General features: G+C 73.7%; 15 protein-coding genes and 1 riboswitch. Of the genes, 4 read left to right on the top strand and 11 right to left on the bottom strand.

The genetic code is table 11. The annotated features are described in order from the left end of the window. Positions 1 to 9: 9 nt before the first annotated feature. A riboswitch (cyclic di-GMP riboswitch) is annotated at positions 10 to 88 on the bottom strand. Between the two features lie 194 nt (positions 89 to 282). The 6 genes from ACTEI_RS29070 to ACTEI_RS29095 all read right to left on the bottom strand — a co-directional run bounded on the left by ACTEI_RS29070 (position 283) and on the right by ACTEI_RS29095 (position 5,455). Further along, positions 283 to 900, bottom strand: a complete 618-nt coding sequence (locus ACTEI_RS29070) for a response regulator (protein ID WP_122980569.1) — start codon at positions 898 to 900, stop codon at positions 283 to 285. Further along, a complete protein-coding gene (locus tag ACTEI_RS29075; RefSeq protein ID WP_239082068.1) occupies positions 897 to 2,084 on the bottom strand; it encodes a sensor histidine kinase in 1,188 nt (395 codons plus the stop codon). Before ACTEI_RS29075 ends, ACTEI_RS29070 begins: the two co-directional genes overlap by 4 nt. Further along, on the bottom strand, positions 2,063 to 2,848 hold the full coding sequence (locus ACTEI_RS29080) for an ABC transporter permease (protein WP_122980570.1): 786 nt from the start codon (positions 2,846 to 2,848) through the stop codon (positions 2,063 to 2,065). Before ACTEI_RS29080 ends, ACTEI_RS29075 begins: the two co-directional genes overlap by 22 nt. Beyond that, on the bottom strand, positions 2,845 to 3,681 hold the full coding sequence (locus tag ACTEI_RS29085) for an ABC transporter ATP-binding protein (protein ID WP_122980571.1): 837 nt from the start codon (positions 3,679 to 3,681) through the stop codon (positions 2,845 to 2,847). Before ACTEI_RS29085 ends, ACTEI_RS29080 begins: the two co-directional genes overlap by 4 nt. A gap of 80 nt (positions 3,682 to 3,761) precedes the next feature. Then, positions 3,762 to 4,520 carry an ABC transporter permease gene (locus ACTEI_RS29090; protein ID WP_239082069.1) on the bottom strand — a complete coding sequence of 253 codons (759 nt, stop codon included), beginning with the start codon at positions 4,518 to 4,520 and terminating at the stop codon, positions 3,762 to 3,764. Beyond that, positions 4,517 to 5,455, bottom strand: coding sequence for an ABC transporter ATP-binding protein (locus ACTEI_RS29095; protein ID WP_122980572.1), 939 nt, complete (start codon positions 5,453 to 5,455; stop codon positions 4,517 to 4,519). The genes ACTEI_RS29090 and ACTEI_RS29095 overlap by 4 nt, the downstream gene beginning before the upstream one ends. 147 nt (positions 5,456 to 5,602) lie before the next feature. Between ACTEI_RS29095 and rnhA the strand changes: the two genes are divergently transcribed. Beyond that, on the top strand, positions 5,603 to 6,067 hold the full coding sequence (gene rnhA, locus ACTEI_RS29100; protein WP_122980573.1) for a ribonuclease HI: 465 nt from the start codon (positions 5,603 to 5,605) through the stop codon (positions 6,065 to 6,067). A gap of 125 nt (positions 6,068 to 6,192) precedes the next feature. Here rnhA and ACTEI_RS37485 read toward each other — a convergent pair whose 3' ends face one another. Next, positions 6,193 to 6,426, bottom strand: a complete 234-nt coding sequence (locus tag ACTEI_RS37485; protein ID WP_145830990.1) for a hypothetical protein — start codon at positions 6,424 to 6,426, stop codon at positions 6,193 to 6,195. Between the two features lie 990 nt (positions 6,427 to 7,416). Here ACTEI_RS37485 and ACTEI_RS29110 point away from each other — a divergent pair. After that, complete coding sequence (locus ACTEI_RS29110; protein WP_122980575.1) at positions 7,417 to 8,664, top strand: ABC transporter substrate-binding protein; 1,248 nt, start codon at positions 7,417 to 7,419, stop codon at positions 8,662 to 8,664. 47 nt (positions 8,665 to 8,711) lie between these two features. Here the strand turns inward: ACTEI_RS29110 and ACTEI_RS29115 are convergent, their stop codons facing one another. After that, entirely contained in the window at positions 8,712 to 11,429 is a 2,718-nt protein-coding gene (locus tag ACTEI_RS29115) for an EAL domain-containing protein (protein WP_122980576.1), read from the bottom strand. A 172-nt stretch (positions 11,430 to 11,601) separates the two neighbouring features. On the opposite strand from ACTEI_RS29115, the gene ACTEI_RS29120 reads away from it, so the two are divergent. After that, entirely contained in the window at positions 11,602 to 12,123 is a 522-nt protein-coding gene (locus ACTEI_RS29120) for a hypothetical protein (protein WP_122980577.1), read from the top strand. Positions 12,124 to 12,153: 30 nt separating this feature from the next. Here ACTEI_RS29120 and ACTEI_RS29125 read toward each other — a convergent pair whose 3' ends face one another. The 3 genes from ACTEI_RS29125 to ACTEI_RS29135 all read right to left on the bottom strand — a co-directional run bounded on the left by ACTEI_RS29125 (position 12,154) and on the right by ACTEI_RS29135 (position 14,135). Continuing rightward, a complete protein-coding gene (locus ACTEI_RS29125; protein ID WP_122982475.1) occupies positions 12,154 to 13,158 on the bottom strand; it encodes a DNA polymerase domain-containing protein in 1,005 nt (334 codons plus the stop codon). A gap of 68 nt (positions 13,159 to 13,226) precedes the next feature. Next, positions 13,227 to 13,562 carry a hypothetical protein gene (locus ACTEI_RS29130; RefSeq protein ID WP_239082070.1) on the bottom strand — a complete coding sequence of 112 codons (336 nt, stop codon included), beginning with the start codon at positions 13,560 to 13,562 and terminating at the stop codon, positions 13,227 to 13,229. A gap of 138 nt (positions 13,563 to 13,700) precedes the next feature. After that, the gene (locus tag ACTEI_RS29135) at positions 13,701 to 14,135 is read right to left on the bottom strand and encodes a TIGR03618 family F420-dependent PPOX class oxidoreductase (protein ID WP_122980579.1); all 435 of its coding nucleotides are present in this window, start codon (positions 14,133 to 14,135) and stop codon (positions 13,701 to 13,703) included. Between the two features lie 115 nt (positions 14,136 to 14,250). Here ACTEI_RS29135 and ACTEI_RS29140 point away from each other — a divergent pair, with 115 nt between their 5' ends. Next, positions 14,251 to 14,454 carry a hypothetical protein gene (locus tag ACTEI_RS29140; protein WP_122980580.1) on the top strand — a complete coding sequence of 68 codons (204 nt, stop codon included), beginning with the start codon at positions 14,251 to 14,253 and terminating at the stop codon, positions 14,452 to 14,454. The last annotated feature ends 241 nt before the right edge of the window (positions 14,455 to 14,695 follow it).

Below are 14,695 nucleotides of genomic sequence, written 5' to 3' on the forward strand. Positions count from 1 at the left end.
TCTGTCTCCTTCGGCGGCTGGGCTGCCTCCATCGGGGAGGCCCCTGGCTTTGCGACCCCGCCTCGCGACGGGTTTGCCTGTTCGGGTACAGCACCTTCAGGCGGTTGCGGAAACCGGCTGTACCGGCGATGAGCAGCTCAGCCACCGGACGGAATCCAGCGCTAGCTGCGCCTTCCGTAATCTAATCGGCGTACTGCACGCTTACCGGCGGAACGCATTTTTCCGGCGTAAATCCCCCGCAATGCTCCGGGGTCGCTTTCGGTCCGACATAGGACCCGCGGGCTACAGCAGGCCGTGGCGCATGGCGGTGGTGACCGCTGCCGTACGGTCGGCGACGTCCAGCTTGTTGAAGACCCGCAACAGATGCGTCTTCACGGTGGCCTCCGAGATGAACAGACGCCTGCCGATGTCGGCGTTGGTCAGACCGGCCGCCACCAGGTTCAGCACCTCGGTCTCGCGCGCCGACAGGGCCGGTGGGGCGGGCCTGCGCACCTGCCGGATCAAGGTGGACGCCACGCTGGGCGCGAGCACCGTCTCGCCACGGGCCGCCGCGCGCACCGCGCCCGCCAGCTCGGCCGGTGACGCGTCCTTGAGCAGGTACCCGCTGGCGCCGGCCTCGATCGCGCGCAGGATGTCGCGGTCGGACTCGTAGGTGGTCAGCACCATCACCCGGATGCCCGGGTCGGCGGCCAGGATCCGGCCGGTGGCCTCCACCCCGTCCCCGCCGGGCATCCGCAGGTCCATCAGCACGAGGTCGGGGCGTGCGCGCAGGGCGAGCTCGGCGCCTTCCGCGCCGGAGGACGCCTCGCCGATCACGGTCAGGTCCGGCTCGGCGTCGAGCATCCCGCGCAACCCCATCCGTACGACCGGATGGTCGTCGACGAGCAGCAGGCGGATCACGCGCGCACCTCCGTAGTGGCCGGTGGAGGAGCGGGAACCTCCAGCTCGATCGTCGTACCGGTGTCCGGGTCACTGCGCACGGTCAGCACGCCGCCCACCTGCTCGGCCCGCGACCGCATCCCGGGCAGCCCGAACCCGCCCGTCGAAGCCGGGGCGAAGCCACAGCCGTCGTCCCGGATCACCACCCGCACCGCCGCCGGAGAATACGCCAGCAGCACCGCGGCCTCCCGGGCCCGGGCGTGCCGCCGCACATTGGCCAGCGCCTCCTGGGTCGCGCGCAGCAGCACCACCTCGACGGCGGTCGGCAGCTCACGGGGCTCCCCGGTGACCCGGAACCCGGCCGGCACGCCGGTCTCCTCGGTGAACCGGGCGGCTTGACGGCGTACCGCATCGAGCAGACCGGACGCCAACGCGGACGGTGCGAGGGCCGCGACGATGGCCCGGCTCTCCGCCAGGTTCTCCCGCGCGGTGCGGACCGCGAGCGCGAGGCGCTCGTCACGCAACCCCGGATCGGCCGCCTGGATGAGCGTGATGATGCTGGTGAAGCCCTGCGCCAGGGTGTCGTGGATCTCGCCGGCCAGGCGGGTCCGCTCGGCGGTGACGCCGGCCTCGTGGGAGAGCCGGGCCACCTCCGCGCGGCTGGCCTCCAGTTCGGCGATCAGGTGCGCCCGCCCGGTGCTCTGCTCGATCACCTTGATGATCCACAGGCCGAGCCAGATGCCGGACGCCGCGGACACCGCGGCGATCACCAGATCCATCCGCACGTCGCCGTGCCCGGTGACCACGTCGGCCACCACCGGCACCGCGTTGACCAGCAGCACCGCGGCGATGGCGACGCCGGTCGGCGCCATCCGGAAGATCAGCGGAATCACCGCGAAGAGCAGCCAGGCGGCGGCCGGGAGCGCGACGATCGCCACCGCGAACAGGGCGATGTGCACGAACAGCACGACGATCGAGATGATCCCGTCGCCCACGCGCCGGCTCAGCCGCCGCCCGACCGCCGCGTGCAACCCGGCCATCGCGGCCAACGCGACCAGGGCCACCACGCGGCGGACCGGAGTGGCGTCCAGGACGGTGATCGTGGCGCCGACGACGACCGCGATCACCGCGAAGTAGGTGTCCCACCACAGTGAGTAACTGCTGTGGACGGCCACCGGGTGGCTCAGCGGTCCTTGTCGTTCCACCGGAAGCTCGCCAGGCACAGCACCGATCCGATCACACACCACGCGCCCAGCACCATCGCCGTCCGGCCCGGCTCCCACGCCCCGGCCGCCTCCAGCGACTTCATGCCATCCGGCAGAAAGACGTACCGGAAACCCTGGGCCATCCACTTGACCGGGAAGAACGAGGCGACCGTGATCAGCCAGCCGGGCAGCTGGGTGATCGGGTGGATGAACACCCCGGAGACGAACTGGAGCGCCACCACCGGCACGTTGAGGATCGCTCCGGCGGTACGGGCGTGCTTGACGATCCCGCTGACCGCGACGCCGAGCAGCGTGCAGGCGATCACCGACAGCGTGAACAGCCAGGCGAAGGTGAGCCATCGGCCCGCGTCCGGCAACGGCATGTCGAAGACCAGCGTGCCGACCAGGATCAGCAGCGCCGCCTCGGCCACCGCCAAGGCCGACACCAGGATCACCTTCCCGGCCAGGTACGACACCACCGGCAGTGGCGTGCCCCGCAGCCGCTTGAGCGTGCCGTCCTCCCGGTCCTGCGCCAGTCCCGCGCCCATGGTCACGAAGCCGGTGGTGAGGATGCCGTACGCCAGCATGCTCGCCGCGTACACCTGGCCGGCGCCGACCCCGTCCCGGTCGTAGGAGTCGCCGAAGATCGTGCCGAACAGCAGCAGGAGCATCGCCGGGAACAGGAACGTGAACACCACGGCGGTCCGGTCCCGGAGGAACTGGAGGACCTCCACGTGGCCGCGGCTCAGGCTCATGGACGTCATCGCCCGGCTCCGATCAGGTTCAGGTAGGTGTCCTCGAGGGTGGGCCGGGTGACCGTGAGGGTGCGCAGGTCGATCCCGTCGGCGACCAGCTTGCGCAGCAGATCGCCGGGGTCGGCGAGCTGCTCGGTCCGGGTACGGCCGTGCTCCCGCCAGGAGACCCGGGCATCGGCCGCGGCCCGGCCGCCCAGCGTGGCGGGGGTGCCTTCGGCCACGATCCGCCCACCGGCCAGTACCGCCAGCCGGTCCGCGAGCGCCTCCGCCTCGTCCAGGTAGTGCGTGGTGAGCAGGATGGTGGTGCCGTCCCCGGCCAGGGTGCGGATCAGATCCCAGAACCGGCGGCGCGCCTCCGGGTCGAAGCCGGTGGTCGGCTCGTCCAGGAAGAGCAGCTCCGGACGGCCGACGATGCCCAGCGCCACGTCGACGCGACGGCGCTGGCCGCCGGAGAGCGTGCGGATCCGGCTGTCCCGTTTCGCCGTCAGGCCGACCAGCTCGATCACCTCGCCGGGCCGGCGCGGGCGCGGGTAGAACCCGGCGACGTGCCGCACCATCTCGGCCACCGTGAGGTCCGCCGCGTCGGCGGCGTCCTGCAGGACGATGCCGATCCGGGCGCGCCAGCCCTGCCCGGCGGTGGCCGGGTCCGCCCCGAGCACCCGCACGTCGCCGCTGTCCCGGCGGCGGTGGCCCGCCAGGATCTCCACGGTGGTGGTCTTGCCGGCGCCGTTCGGGCCGAGCAGCGCGAAGATCTCGCCCCGGGCGACCGCGAGGTCGATCCCGCCGACCGCCGCCCGCCCCCGATACGTCTTACGCAGGTCCCTTGCCTCGATGACTTCCATGCCGACGATCGTGCCGGTCCCCGGGTTCCCGCCGGGACGACCGCGCGACGGTCAACGGTTGTCCATCGACCGGTGGACGGTCACTCCCAGCGGAAGTTGCGGGCGGCCGCGGCCGGCCAGACCACCGCCCACGTCACCAGCGCCAGCCAGATCGACAGCGGGACGCCGTGCCCGGTCAGCGTGTCCCGCAGCGCCTCGGCGTGCGCGGCCAGCGGCAGCAGGAACCAGCCGGCCGTGCCCAGATCCGGCGCGGCGAACATGATCCCGCCGACCGACAGCATCAGCACGTAGATCAGGGTGGCCGCGCCCGTGGTCGTCTCCGGCTTCAGCACACTGGCCAGCAGCAGCGCCAGACCGCTGTACCCGGCCGCGGCCAGCACGGTCACCCCGGCGGCGGGCAGGAGCTCGCCGAGCTGCGGCCGCCAGCCGACCAGCACGCCGACCAGCGCCAGGAACAGCACCTGCAGCACGATCTGCACGAGCACCGCGGCGGTCTTGGCGAGCAGCAGCCCCGGCCGGGTCAGCGGCGACGCGCCGAGACGTTTCAGGACGCCGTAGCTGCGCTCGTACCCGGTGGTGATCGCCTGCCCGGTGAAGGCGGTGGACATCACGGTCAGCGCCAGCACGCCGGGAACCACGAAACCCAGACGGTCGTCGGTGGGGAGGTTGGTGACCCGGGTCAGGCCCGCGCCGAGAAGGACCAGCAACGGTACGCCCATGGCCAGCACCACCGCCTCGCCGCGGCGGGCGGTCAGGAGCAGCTCCATGCGGATCTGCCGGCCGATGATCGTACGCATCGGGGCCCGGCCGGGCGCCGGGGCGAAGGTTCCGGCGCTCACTTGGCGACTCCTACCGTGGTGGTCGTGCTCTGGCTGGTCAGCGAGAGGTAGACGTCCTCAAGGGTGCGCCGGCGGCTGCTGACCGCGGTGACGTGCGCGTCCACGCCGGCGAACCAGCCCAGCACGTCGGCCAGCGCCCGGGTGTCCAGCGCGCCGGTGATCGCATACTCCCCCGGGGACGTCTCGGCGACCCGGTGGCGCGCCTGCAGGGCGGTCAGGTCCAGGGCCGGGTCGGCGCGGACCTCCAGCAGGTCGATGCCGGCCGCCGCGGTCAGCTCGGCCGGGGTGCCGGTCGCGGCGACCCGGCCGGACCGCATGATCACCACGTCGTCGGCGAGCCGCTCGGCCTCGTCCAGCAGGTGGGTGGTGAGCAGCACGGATACCCCGTCGGCGCGCAGCTCCTCGATGAGCTGCCAGGTGGTGTGCCGGGCCTCGGTGTCCATGCCGGCCGTCGGCTCGTCCAGGAAGACCAGCTCCGGCCGGCCCACCAGGGCCACCGCCAGGCTCAGCCGCTGCTGCTCGCCCCCGGACAACCGGCGGAACCGGGTCTTCTCCACCCGGCGCAGCCCGAGCCGGTCGAGCAGCATGTCCGGGTCCAGCGGGTGCGCGGCGAACGAGGCGAACAACCGCAGGATCTCCCCCGCGGCGGCCCACGGGTAGACCCCGCCGGACTGCAGCATGATGCCCAGCCGTGGCATCAGCGCGTCGTGCTCGGCGACCGGATCCATGCCGAGGATCCGGGCGGTGCCGGCGTCCGGCCGGCGGAAGCCCTCACAGACCTGCAGCAGGCTGGTCTTGCCGGCGCCGTTGTGGCCCAGCAGGGCGAGCACCCGCCCGCGCGCGGCGTCCAGGGACACCCCCGCGACGGCCGTCGTGTCGCCGTAGCGCACGACGACGTCTCGTATCTCCACCGCGGCCACGTCGCCACCCACCATGAGCTCCGCCCATCCGATCCGCCTCCGGCCACCATACGGCGGCCCGGCCGGAGCCCCGCCCGGGGCGGCGGCCGGGATGGTCTCTCTCACTGCCGGCCGCCCTTCTCCCGGCCGGGGCGGGCCGCGGGGTTGGGTAGGGTGCCCGGCATGAGTGAGCAGACCCGCGTCGTGCAGATCTACACCGACGGGGCCTGCGTGCCGAATCCCGGCCCCGGCGGCTGGGGAGCGGTGCTGCGGTGGGGCCGGGCGGAGAAGGATCTGTGCGGGGGTGAGGCCACCGTGACCACCAACAACCGGATGGAGCTGATGGCCCCGATCCGCGCGCTGGAGACGCTGACCCGGGCACCGCTGGTGGTCGACATCTACACCGACAGCGTCTACGTCCGCGACGGCATCACCAAGTGGCTGCCCCGCTGGCGGGCCAACGGCTGGCAGACCGCGGCCCGCCAGCCGGTCAAGAACGTCGACCTCTGGCAGCGCCTCGACGCCGCGGTGCGCCGGCACGAGGTGCGCTGGCACTGGGTGAAGGGCCACGCCGGACACCCGGAGAACGAGCGCGCCGACCGGCTCGCCGCGCGCGGCCTCCAGGAGGCCGTGGCCGCGGCCCGCTGACCGGCGGCGGCGCTCAACCCGCGCCGGGCGCGGCAGCACTCGACCTCCGCCCGGCGCGGCAGCACTCCACCCCCGCCCGGCGCGGCGCGGCAGTGCCGACCACCCGGGGCGGATCCTCGCCTCGCTCAGCCGCCGCATCCGAAGCGGCGCGGGCCGTCCGGATCGCCGGCGTCCGCGGCCGGCGGCCCGGGTTGCACCGGCGACGTCGGTCCCGCGGGCGGCCGCCCCACCCTGGCCCGGGCCACCCGGTCGGCGGCGAGCCGGTAGGTGGCCGCGCGCACCAGTTCGTCCGGCACGGTGTGCCGGCCCGCACGCTCCGGCTCGGAGAGCGGGTCCGGATCGAGGCGGGCCCTCGGCACGCATGGCTCCCGTGGCGCGCGGAGCGGCGTTCCGGCGGGTGGCCCGGCACCCGCCCCGGACGATTCTCCGGTGCTCCGATCCGGGTGCCGGGACCAGCGCGGATCGGGCAGCACGGAGTAGCGCACCCCGCCCTCCGCGGCCGGGGCGGGCAGGCTGGGCACCACGTACGGCGCCGGCGCCGGGAACCCGTCCACCGGGATCGCCGCGCCACCCGCCGGAGCAGCTCCCGGGACCGGTCCCGCCGGAGCAGCTCCCGGGACCGGTCCCGCCGGAGCAGCTCCCGGGACCGGTCCCGCCGGAGCAGCTCCCGGGACCGTTCCCGCCGGAGCGGTCGCGCCCTCCGCCGCGGAACCCGGCGACCGACCGATCCCGGCACCCGCCCCCGACAGGTCCGGAGACCGACCGGTGGCGCCCTCCGCCGCGGAACCCGGCGACCGACCGATCCCGGCACCCGCCGCCGACAGGTCCGGAGACCGACCGGCCGGGACGGGCGCGGACGGGGCGTCCGCCGCGGGCGGTCCCCCCGGACGTGACCGGCGCCCGCGGTCCCCGACGACGGCCGACGCCCGCACCGCCCCGCGCCGCCGCGGCACGGCCGCCCGGACCGCGAGGCTGAACACGCTGCGGGCCGCGTGGTCGTAGCCGTGCAGGTACGCCTCCTCCCGCTCCGCCCCGCCCTGGCGTCGCTCGTGCAGCCGCCCGAGCGCGTAGCCGGCGCAGCCGACGAAGCCGGTGAGCAGGAGCAGCAGGATGGCGGAGTTGCCCGGGGCGGTCATGCCTGGAGATTGTGCCGAGGTGGATAGACCGCGAGCTATGGCCCGTTCGACGTACCCCGATGGGCTTATCCCGGCGGACCGGCCGGACCCCGGTAGCGCAGGGGTGCGCGACGCATGGCCGGAAGGGGCGGTGAGCCGGGTGGCCCCAAGAATCGCGGCGCGCCGTGGAAATCGACCCGGCGCTTTCTCCCCGTCGGTAATAGTCTGGGCGACATGCGCATGGTGGCCGTTCTCGCCGTGGCCGCCCTGTTGGGCGTCTCCGCCTGCGACGCCGGTGACGACGACCGGCCCACGCCGAGCACCGTCGAGGTCTTCACCTGGTGGGCCGAGGGCGGTGAGAAGGCCGGGCTGGACGCGTTGGTCAGCCGGTTCGGCGCGGACTGCCCCGGCCAGCGCTTCGAGAACGGCGCGGTGGCCGGCGGCGCCGGGGTGAACGCCAAGCAGGAGCTGACCCGGCGGATGACCCGCAAGGACCCGCCGGACACCTTCCAGGCCCACGCCGGCGCCGAGCTCAGCGACTACATCGACGCCGGCCAGGTGCGGGACCTGACCGCCTACTACGACGCCTGGGGGTTGCGCGGCGTGCTCCCGGCCGGCCTGGTCGACGACCTGACCGTACGCGGCAAGATCTACTCGATCCCGGTCAACATCCACCGCGCCAACGTGGTCTGGACGAACCCGGCCGTGCTGGCCCGCGCCGGGATCACCGCAACGCCGAAGGACCTCGGCGCCTTCCTCGGCGACCTGGCGAAGCTCAAGGCCGCCGGGGTGGAGGCCCCGCTCGCCGTCGGCCGCGACTGGACCCAGCTGATGCTGCTGGAAGCGGTGCTGATCAGCGATCTGGGCCCGGCCCGGTTCGCCGGCCTGTTCACCGGCGACACCGACTGGTCCGGCGCCGCGGTGACCCGGGCGGTCGCCGACTTCGTGCGGCTGCTGAGCTACGCCAACTCCGACCGCGACACCCTCGACTGGCCGCAGGCGGAACGCCTGCTCATCGACGGCAAGTCCGGTTACCAGCTGATGGGCGACTGGGCGGCCGCCGACCTGACGGCGAAGGGCTTCCCGGACTACGGCTGGTTCACCTTCCCCGGCAACGGCGCGACCTTCCAGTGGCTCGCCGACTCGTTCACCCTGGCCACCGACGCGCCGAACGTCTCCGGCACCGAGTGCTGGCTGCGCACCGTCGGCTCGGCGGCCGGCCAGCAGGTCTTCAACGCCGCGAAGGGTTCGATCCCGGCCCGCACCGACGTCGCGCCCGCCGGTTTCGCGCCGTACCAGCAGTCGGCCATGTCCGACTGGAGATCGGCCACGCCGGTGCCGTCCTGCGCGCACGGCTCGGCGTGCGCACAGCCCTGGCAGGACGCGCTGAACGCGGCGCTGACCGCGTACTCCACCCGGCGCGACGCGCGCGCCCTGCAGGCCGACCTGGCCCTGGCCGCCGACCGGTTCATCCGGCGGTAGGCCCGGCCGGCGCCGCGCCGGGCGTGGCGCGGGACGCCCCCGGCGGCTCAGGCCGGGATGTCGGCCCCCTCCAGGAAGAGCCGCCCGGCCTCGGCGGCCGGCACCGGGCGCGAGAAGTAGTACCCCTGGGCGAACCCGCAGCCCATCTCGCGCAGCGCCGCGAGCTGACCGAACTCCTCGATCCCCTCGGCGACGGTGGCCATGCCCAGGCTCTTGCCCAGGCGGACGATCGTGTCGGTGAGGGCGGTGTCGCCGGCCGGCACGCCGAGGCGCTCGACGAACGAGCGGTCGATCTTGAGGGTGTCGACCGGGAAGCGGCGCAGGTAGGCCAGCGAGGAGTACCCGGTGCCGAAGTCGTCGATGGCCAGGGTCAGGCCGAGGGCCTTGAGCCGGACCAGCTGCTCCAGGTTGGCCTCGGTGTCGGTCATCAGCACCGACTCGGTCATCTCCAGGCACAGCCGGTCGGCCGGCATACCGGTCTCGGCCAGCACGGCGGCCACCGTCTCGGCGAAGTCCGGCTGGTCGAACTGGCGGACCGACACGTTGACCGACATCTTCAGCGGGCGGCCGCCGGCCGCGTCGCTCCACTGGACCGCCTGCTGGCACGCCTCGTGCAGGACCCAGCGGCCGAGCGGCACGATCAGGCCGGTGGCCTCGGCGATCGGGATGAAGTCCAGCGGGTTGATCATGCCGCGGGTCGGGTGCGGCCAGCGGACCAGCGCCTCGAAGCCGACGACCCGGCTGGTGTCCAGGTCGACGGTGGGCTGGTAGTGCAGGCGCAACTGGTGGTTCTCCAGCGCGGCGCGCAGGTCGTTCTCCAGTTCCAGGCGCTCGACCAGACCCTCCCGCATCCGCGCGTGGTAGCTGGTGAAGACGCTGCCACCGGCCGCCTTGGCGTGGTGCATGGCCAGGTCCGCGTTGCGCAGCAGCTGCTCCGCGCCGTCCTCGGCCGCGTCCAGCAGCGCCGCCTGCGCCAGGCCGATGCTGGCCCGTACGTGGATGTGCCGCGCGCCCACCACGATCGGCGCGTCCAGGTCGTCGAGGATGCGGCGGGCCACGTTCTCCGCCTCCTCGCCGGCGGTCGCCTCGATCAGCACCGCGAACTCGTCGGCGCCGAACCGGGCGACCACGTCCTCGGTCCGCACGCAGGCCCGGATCCGATCGGCGACCTGCACCAGCAGCTGATCGCCGGCCAGGTGCCCGAGGCTGTCGTTGACCCGCTTGAAGCCGTCCAGGTCGAGGTGCAGCACGGTCAGGTCGGTGGTACGCCGCAGCGCGGCATCCGCCCGGTCCCGGAACAGCGCGCGGTTGGCGAGCTGGGTGAGCGAGTCGTGGTACGCCTCGTGCACCAGCTGGTCCTGCAGCTCCTTGCGGTCGCTGATGTCCCGGGTGTTCAGCACGAAGCCGGACACGTGCGGGTCGTCCACCAGGTTCGTGATGATCACCTCGGCGGGGCGCGTCCGGCCGTCGGCGTGGGTGTGCACGACCTCGACGGTGGCCGTGCCGTACGGCCGGGCCGCCACCTGCCGCATCGCCACGGCCAGCCGCGTCGCCACCTCGGCGGCCACGACGTCGGCGTAGTGCCGGCCGACGAACTGCTCGGGCTGGTAGCCGAACACCCGCTGCACCGACTCGCTCTGATACGTCATCACGCCGTCGGCGCCGATCACCGTGATCACGTCCGAGCTGTGCCGGATCAGCGCGTGGAACTGCTGCTGCCGGGCGTAGAGCTCGGCGGTGCGCTCCTCGACCCGGATCTCCAGGGTGCGGGTCAGCTCGCGGTTCTCCAGCAGGGTGAGCATCTGCCGGCCGACCAGCAGCAGGATCAGCAGTGACACGGTGTACGCGACGAACGGGCTGCTGTGCCCGGTGGAGACGTGGAACAGCACGCTGGCGAACAGGGCCGCGACCACCGCCGCGTACGGCAGCATCATCCCGGTGATCCGCAGCCGAGGGCTGAACTCGCTGGTGAGCGGCTCCGCGTCGCGGGGCCGGGCGGCCCCGACGGTGATCAGCCCGAAGCCGATGATCCAGCCCAGGTCGATCGGGCTGCCGCCCCGGTAGTCGTGGACCATGCGCAGGTACGCGTACCCGATGTCGGACACCAGGAAGGCCGCCATCCCGAGCCCGAAGAAGGTCAGGTCCGCCGAGCAGCGGTAGAGCGACCGTCGCCGGGGCAGCATGTACCCGATCATGGTGGCGATCACGATGTCCCCGAGCGGGTAGAGCAGGGTGAGGTAGAACCCGGTCCCGGCGTCGCCCGGCTGGATCCGCGGGGCCACCACGAACACCCAGCCGACCAGGACCAGCGACGCGGCGACCAGCAGGCCGTCGCAGACGCTGCGGGCCCGGTTGGCCAGCGGCTGGGACTCGCTCGGCAGGATCAGCAGGCCGACCGGGATGAGCGCCAGCATCGCCACGTACCCGAGGTCGGCCGGCGACGGCAGGGGCGCGTCCAGGCCGTACGGCCAGTACCGGACCAGGCAGTACGCCTCACCGGCGCCCCAGCCGAGCAGGCCGGCGGCGAGGGTGGCCCAGCCCCAGCGGGCCCGGCCGGTGAAGAGCCGGCTGCGCCACACGCACGCGCCGGTGGCCACGAGCGCGCCGACGACCAGCGCCCAGGACGAGATGTCGTCGGCGACCTGCGGACCGCCGGTGTCGGCCCCGATCAGCACGCCGAGCACGGCGAGAACGGCGGCGACGGCGATGCAGACCCGGACCCACCGGCTGATGTCGACCGGCCCTTCCGCGTTGTTGAGAGTCATCCGGCGCCTCCGCCCGCAAAGTTGTGATCAACCGGGGCTATCGGGCCCGGCGCGGACGGTATGAGGAAGGGCACGGGAGCAAAGCGGTTGTACGTGGCGGTCGCGGTCGGCGGCCTCGCGCGTACGAGCTACACCGTTCGATGTGTGCCGTCCCGCTGGTTAAGGTAATCGGGTGACCGCCGCGGAACTGCTCGCCGCCTCCGGCCGCTTCACCATCGCGCCCGGCCTGACCGACCGTGAGCTCACCGACCTGGAGGCCGAATTCGCCTTCACGTTCGCCCCCGACCACCGCGAATTCCTCGCCGCCGGTATGCCCACCGGCATCGGGTGGCCGGACTGGCGCGGCCGCGACCGCGCCGCCCTGCGCGCGGCGCTGACCGCGCCGGTGGAGGGCGTGCTGTTCGACGTGGCCGAAAACGATTTCTGGTACGAAGGGTGGGGCGCCCGGGTCGGCGACCGGCTCGCCATCGCGCGGGCCGGCCTGATGATCGCCCCCCGGATGATCCCGCTGTACGCCCACCGCTACCTGCCGGCGGCCATCCCGGGTCACCCGGTGCTCTCCATCTACCAGAGCGACGTGCTGTGCTACGGCGCCGACCTGGACGACTGGGTGCACCGCGAGTTCGGTCTCGGCCGGCCGGCGAACCGGCGGGTACGCCCGACCGTGCCGTTCTGGAGCGCCCTGGCCTCCTGACCCGGCGGCCGCCCGCCGCGCCCGGTCCCGCTACCCGGCGGCCTCCCGGCGCGCTCTGGCCCGGCGTTTCCCCTCGTGCATGGCCTGCACGCGGGCCACCGGAATGGTGTGCCCCTCGGCCACCAGCCCGGCGTCGAGCGTCTGCGACGCCGGCATCGCGGCGGCCCACGGGTCCGCGCCGTCCAGCAGGTCCGGCACGTTGCCGATGGTGAAGTCGTCCGGCGACACGTCGTCCAGCTCCTCCCAGGCGATCGGGAACGACACCGGCAGACCGGGCCGGATCCGCGGGCTGTACGCGGCCGCGACCGTCGCCCCGCCGGCCCGGGTGGCGTCCAGGAACACCCGGCCGTGCCGGTCCTCGCGGATGAACGCGGTGGTGGCCAGCGCCGGGTCGAGTCGCTCGGCGCGTGCCGCGACGGCGCGCTGGGCGGCCGCCACGTCCTCCGGCGCCGGATCGCCGGCGAGCGGGACGAAGACGTGCACGCCCTTGGATCCGCTGGTCTTCACCGCGCCGCTCATCCCGGCCCCGGCCAGCGCGGCCCGGACGAGCCGGGCCGCCGCCACGGCGGCCCGGAAGCCGCCGCCCTCCGGGGGATCCAGATCCATGATCAGGTGGGTCTGCCGGTGCGGCGCGTCGGTCCGGGCCAGCGCCGGGTGGTACTCGACGGCCCGCTGGTTGCCGAACCACAGCAGGGTGCGCCGGTCGTTGCCGAGCGCGTAGGTCACCTCGCGGTGCGACGCCTCCGCCCAGACCGCGGTGCGCGGCACCCACTCCGGGGTGTATTTCGGCAGGTTCTTCTGCATGAACCGGTCCTGGCCGCGGAGCACCCGGATCACCGACAGCGGCCGGTCCCGCAGCACCGGGACGAGCCGGTCGGCCATCGCGTCCAGGTAGTCGATCAGGTCCCGCTTCGTCGCCCCGGCGCCCGGGAAGATCTCCTGATCCAGATTGGTCAGCGGCACACCGTCGCGCTCGTCCTGCGGCTGCGCCCGGCGCCGGCCCTGTTCCGATTGCACCCCACGGTCCTCGGCCATGCCGTCCATCATCCACCGCGGCCACCGGCGCCGCCGGGTATGCCGCGTCGATCGGCCGGCGCGTCCGCTTAGCCGGCGTCGTCGAACCGGTCCGCGAGATCCCGGTGCCAGGCGACGACCCGGGCCGCGTCCTCGGCGCCGATCGCCAGGCCGGGCATCCCGGACATGCTCGCCAGCTGCTCGGCGAGCGCCCGGTGCCGCCGGCTGGCGAACTCCCGGCAGGCCAGACACGTCACGCTGCGCGGATGCGGCGAGGTCCGGGCCCTCGGCACCCGCTGTCCGCACCCGGTCTCCACCGTGGCGGGCAGGTCCGCCACCAGGCCGAAGGTGGACGCCAGCACGTTGCGGACCTCCGCGCCGGCGCGCCCGAGACCGATCTCGACGTGCACATGCGGATCGCTCACCGTCGCAGCTTCGCACGGCCGGAAGATCAAGACCATTCCCGGTACGACCGGCGCCCCCCGTGGCCGGTCACGAGCCCCGTGCGGAGTCGCCGCCGCTGCCCGTCCCGCGCCACGCCGCCGTCCCGCACCAGCTCGCGGCTACGGGTACAGGCGGGTCGGGGTGACCAGGACGGCGGCCCGGCGCTCCTGCGCCATCGCCCGGTCGTAGGCCGCCCAGTCGTCGTGGACGCCACCGGCCGCGGTGAAGATCTCGCGGAGCAGCACGCGCAGGCGCTCCGGGTCGAGCCAGGGCTGCGGGTCGTCCGGGCCGGCCAGCTGGGCGCGCCCCTCCACGGTCGCGTAGCGCCAGCCGCTGCGGAAGGTCACCGCCAGATCCGGTCGCTGCCGCAGGTTGCGCAGCTTGACCCGGCCGTACGTGACGAAGGCCAGCACCCGCGAGGCGTCCCCCGGATGGTCGATCAGCGCGGTGTTGACCAGTGTGGACTGCACCGTCCGGTCGGCCCGGACGGTGGACACGACGGCCAGCCCGGTCTCGTCCCGGCTCAGCTCCCAGGCATCCTCGAGTGTGGTCACGGGCCCACGCTACCCGCCGGCCGGGCCCGCGCGCGGTGTCCTCGTCGCCCGGTCGGGGCATCGGCGTTCCCCGGCGTACCCCGGCATCATGAGGTGTCGCCGAAAGGAGCCAGCCATGACCGATCCGACACCGGCCGCAGCGGAGCGCACCGAGCGCGGGCCGGCCCCGGCGGTCCCGGCACAGGCCCGGGCCGTGGAGAAGGCCGCGGGACGGCACGATCCGGGGCCCGAGGAGCAGTACGCCGGGGCCGCGGTCGTCGACCCGTGGGACGAGCAGCCCGGCGTCGCGGACTCCGCCGGCGCCGGGGACCCGCACTAGCCCCACCGTCGTCGCGTCCGGCGATCCGGGTCGCCGACGCGCCACCCCGGCTCACCGTTCGAGCCGGTGCCCCCGGCCGGTCGGCGTCTGCCGCCGGCCGCGTCGCCAGGATCGCCTTAGCCCGAATGATCATTTCATAACGGACTAACCCGCAAAATACTCTCCATACATACCAGCACGGGACATTCTCGGACCACCAAGAAGGTGAAATCAGCACAAAGTTGCCCTAGGTTTCCCAGGC

Origin of the sequence: Actinoplanes teichomyceticus ATCC 31121, assembly GCF_003711105.1 — a bacterium.
In the GTDB taxonomy this organism is placed as follows: Bacteria; Actinomycetota; Actinomycetes; order Mycobacteriales; family Micromonosporaceae; genus Actinoplanes; species Actinoplanes teichomyceticus.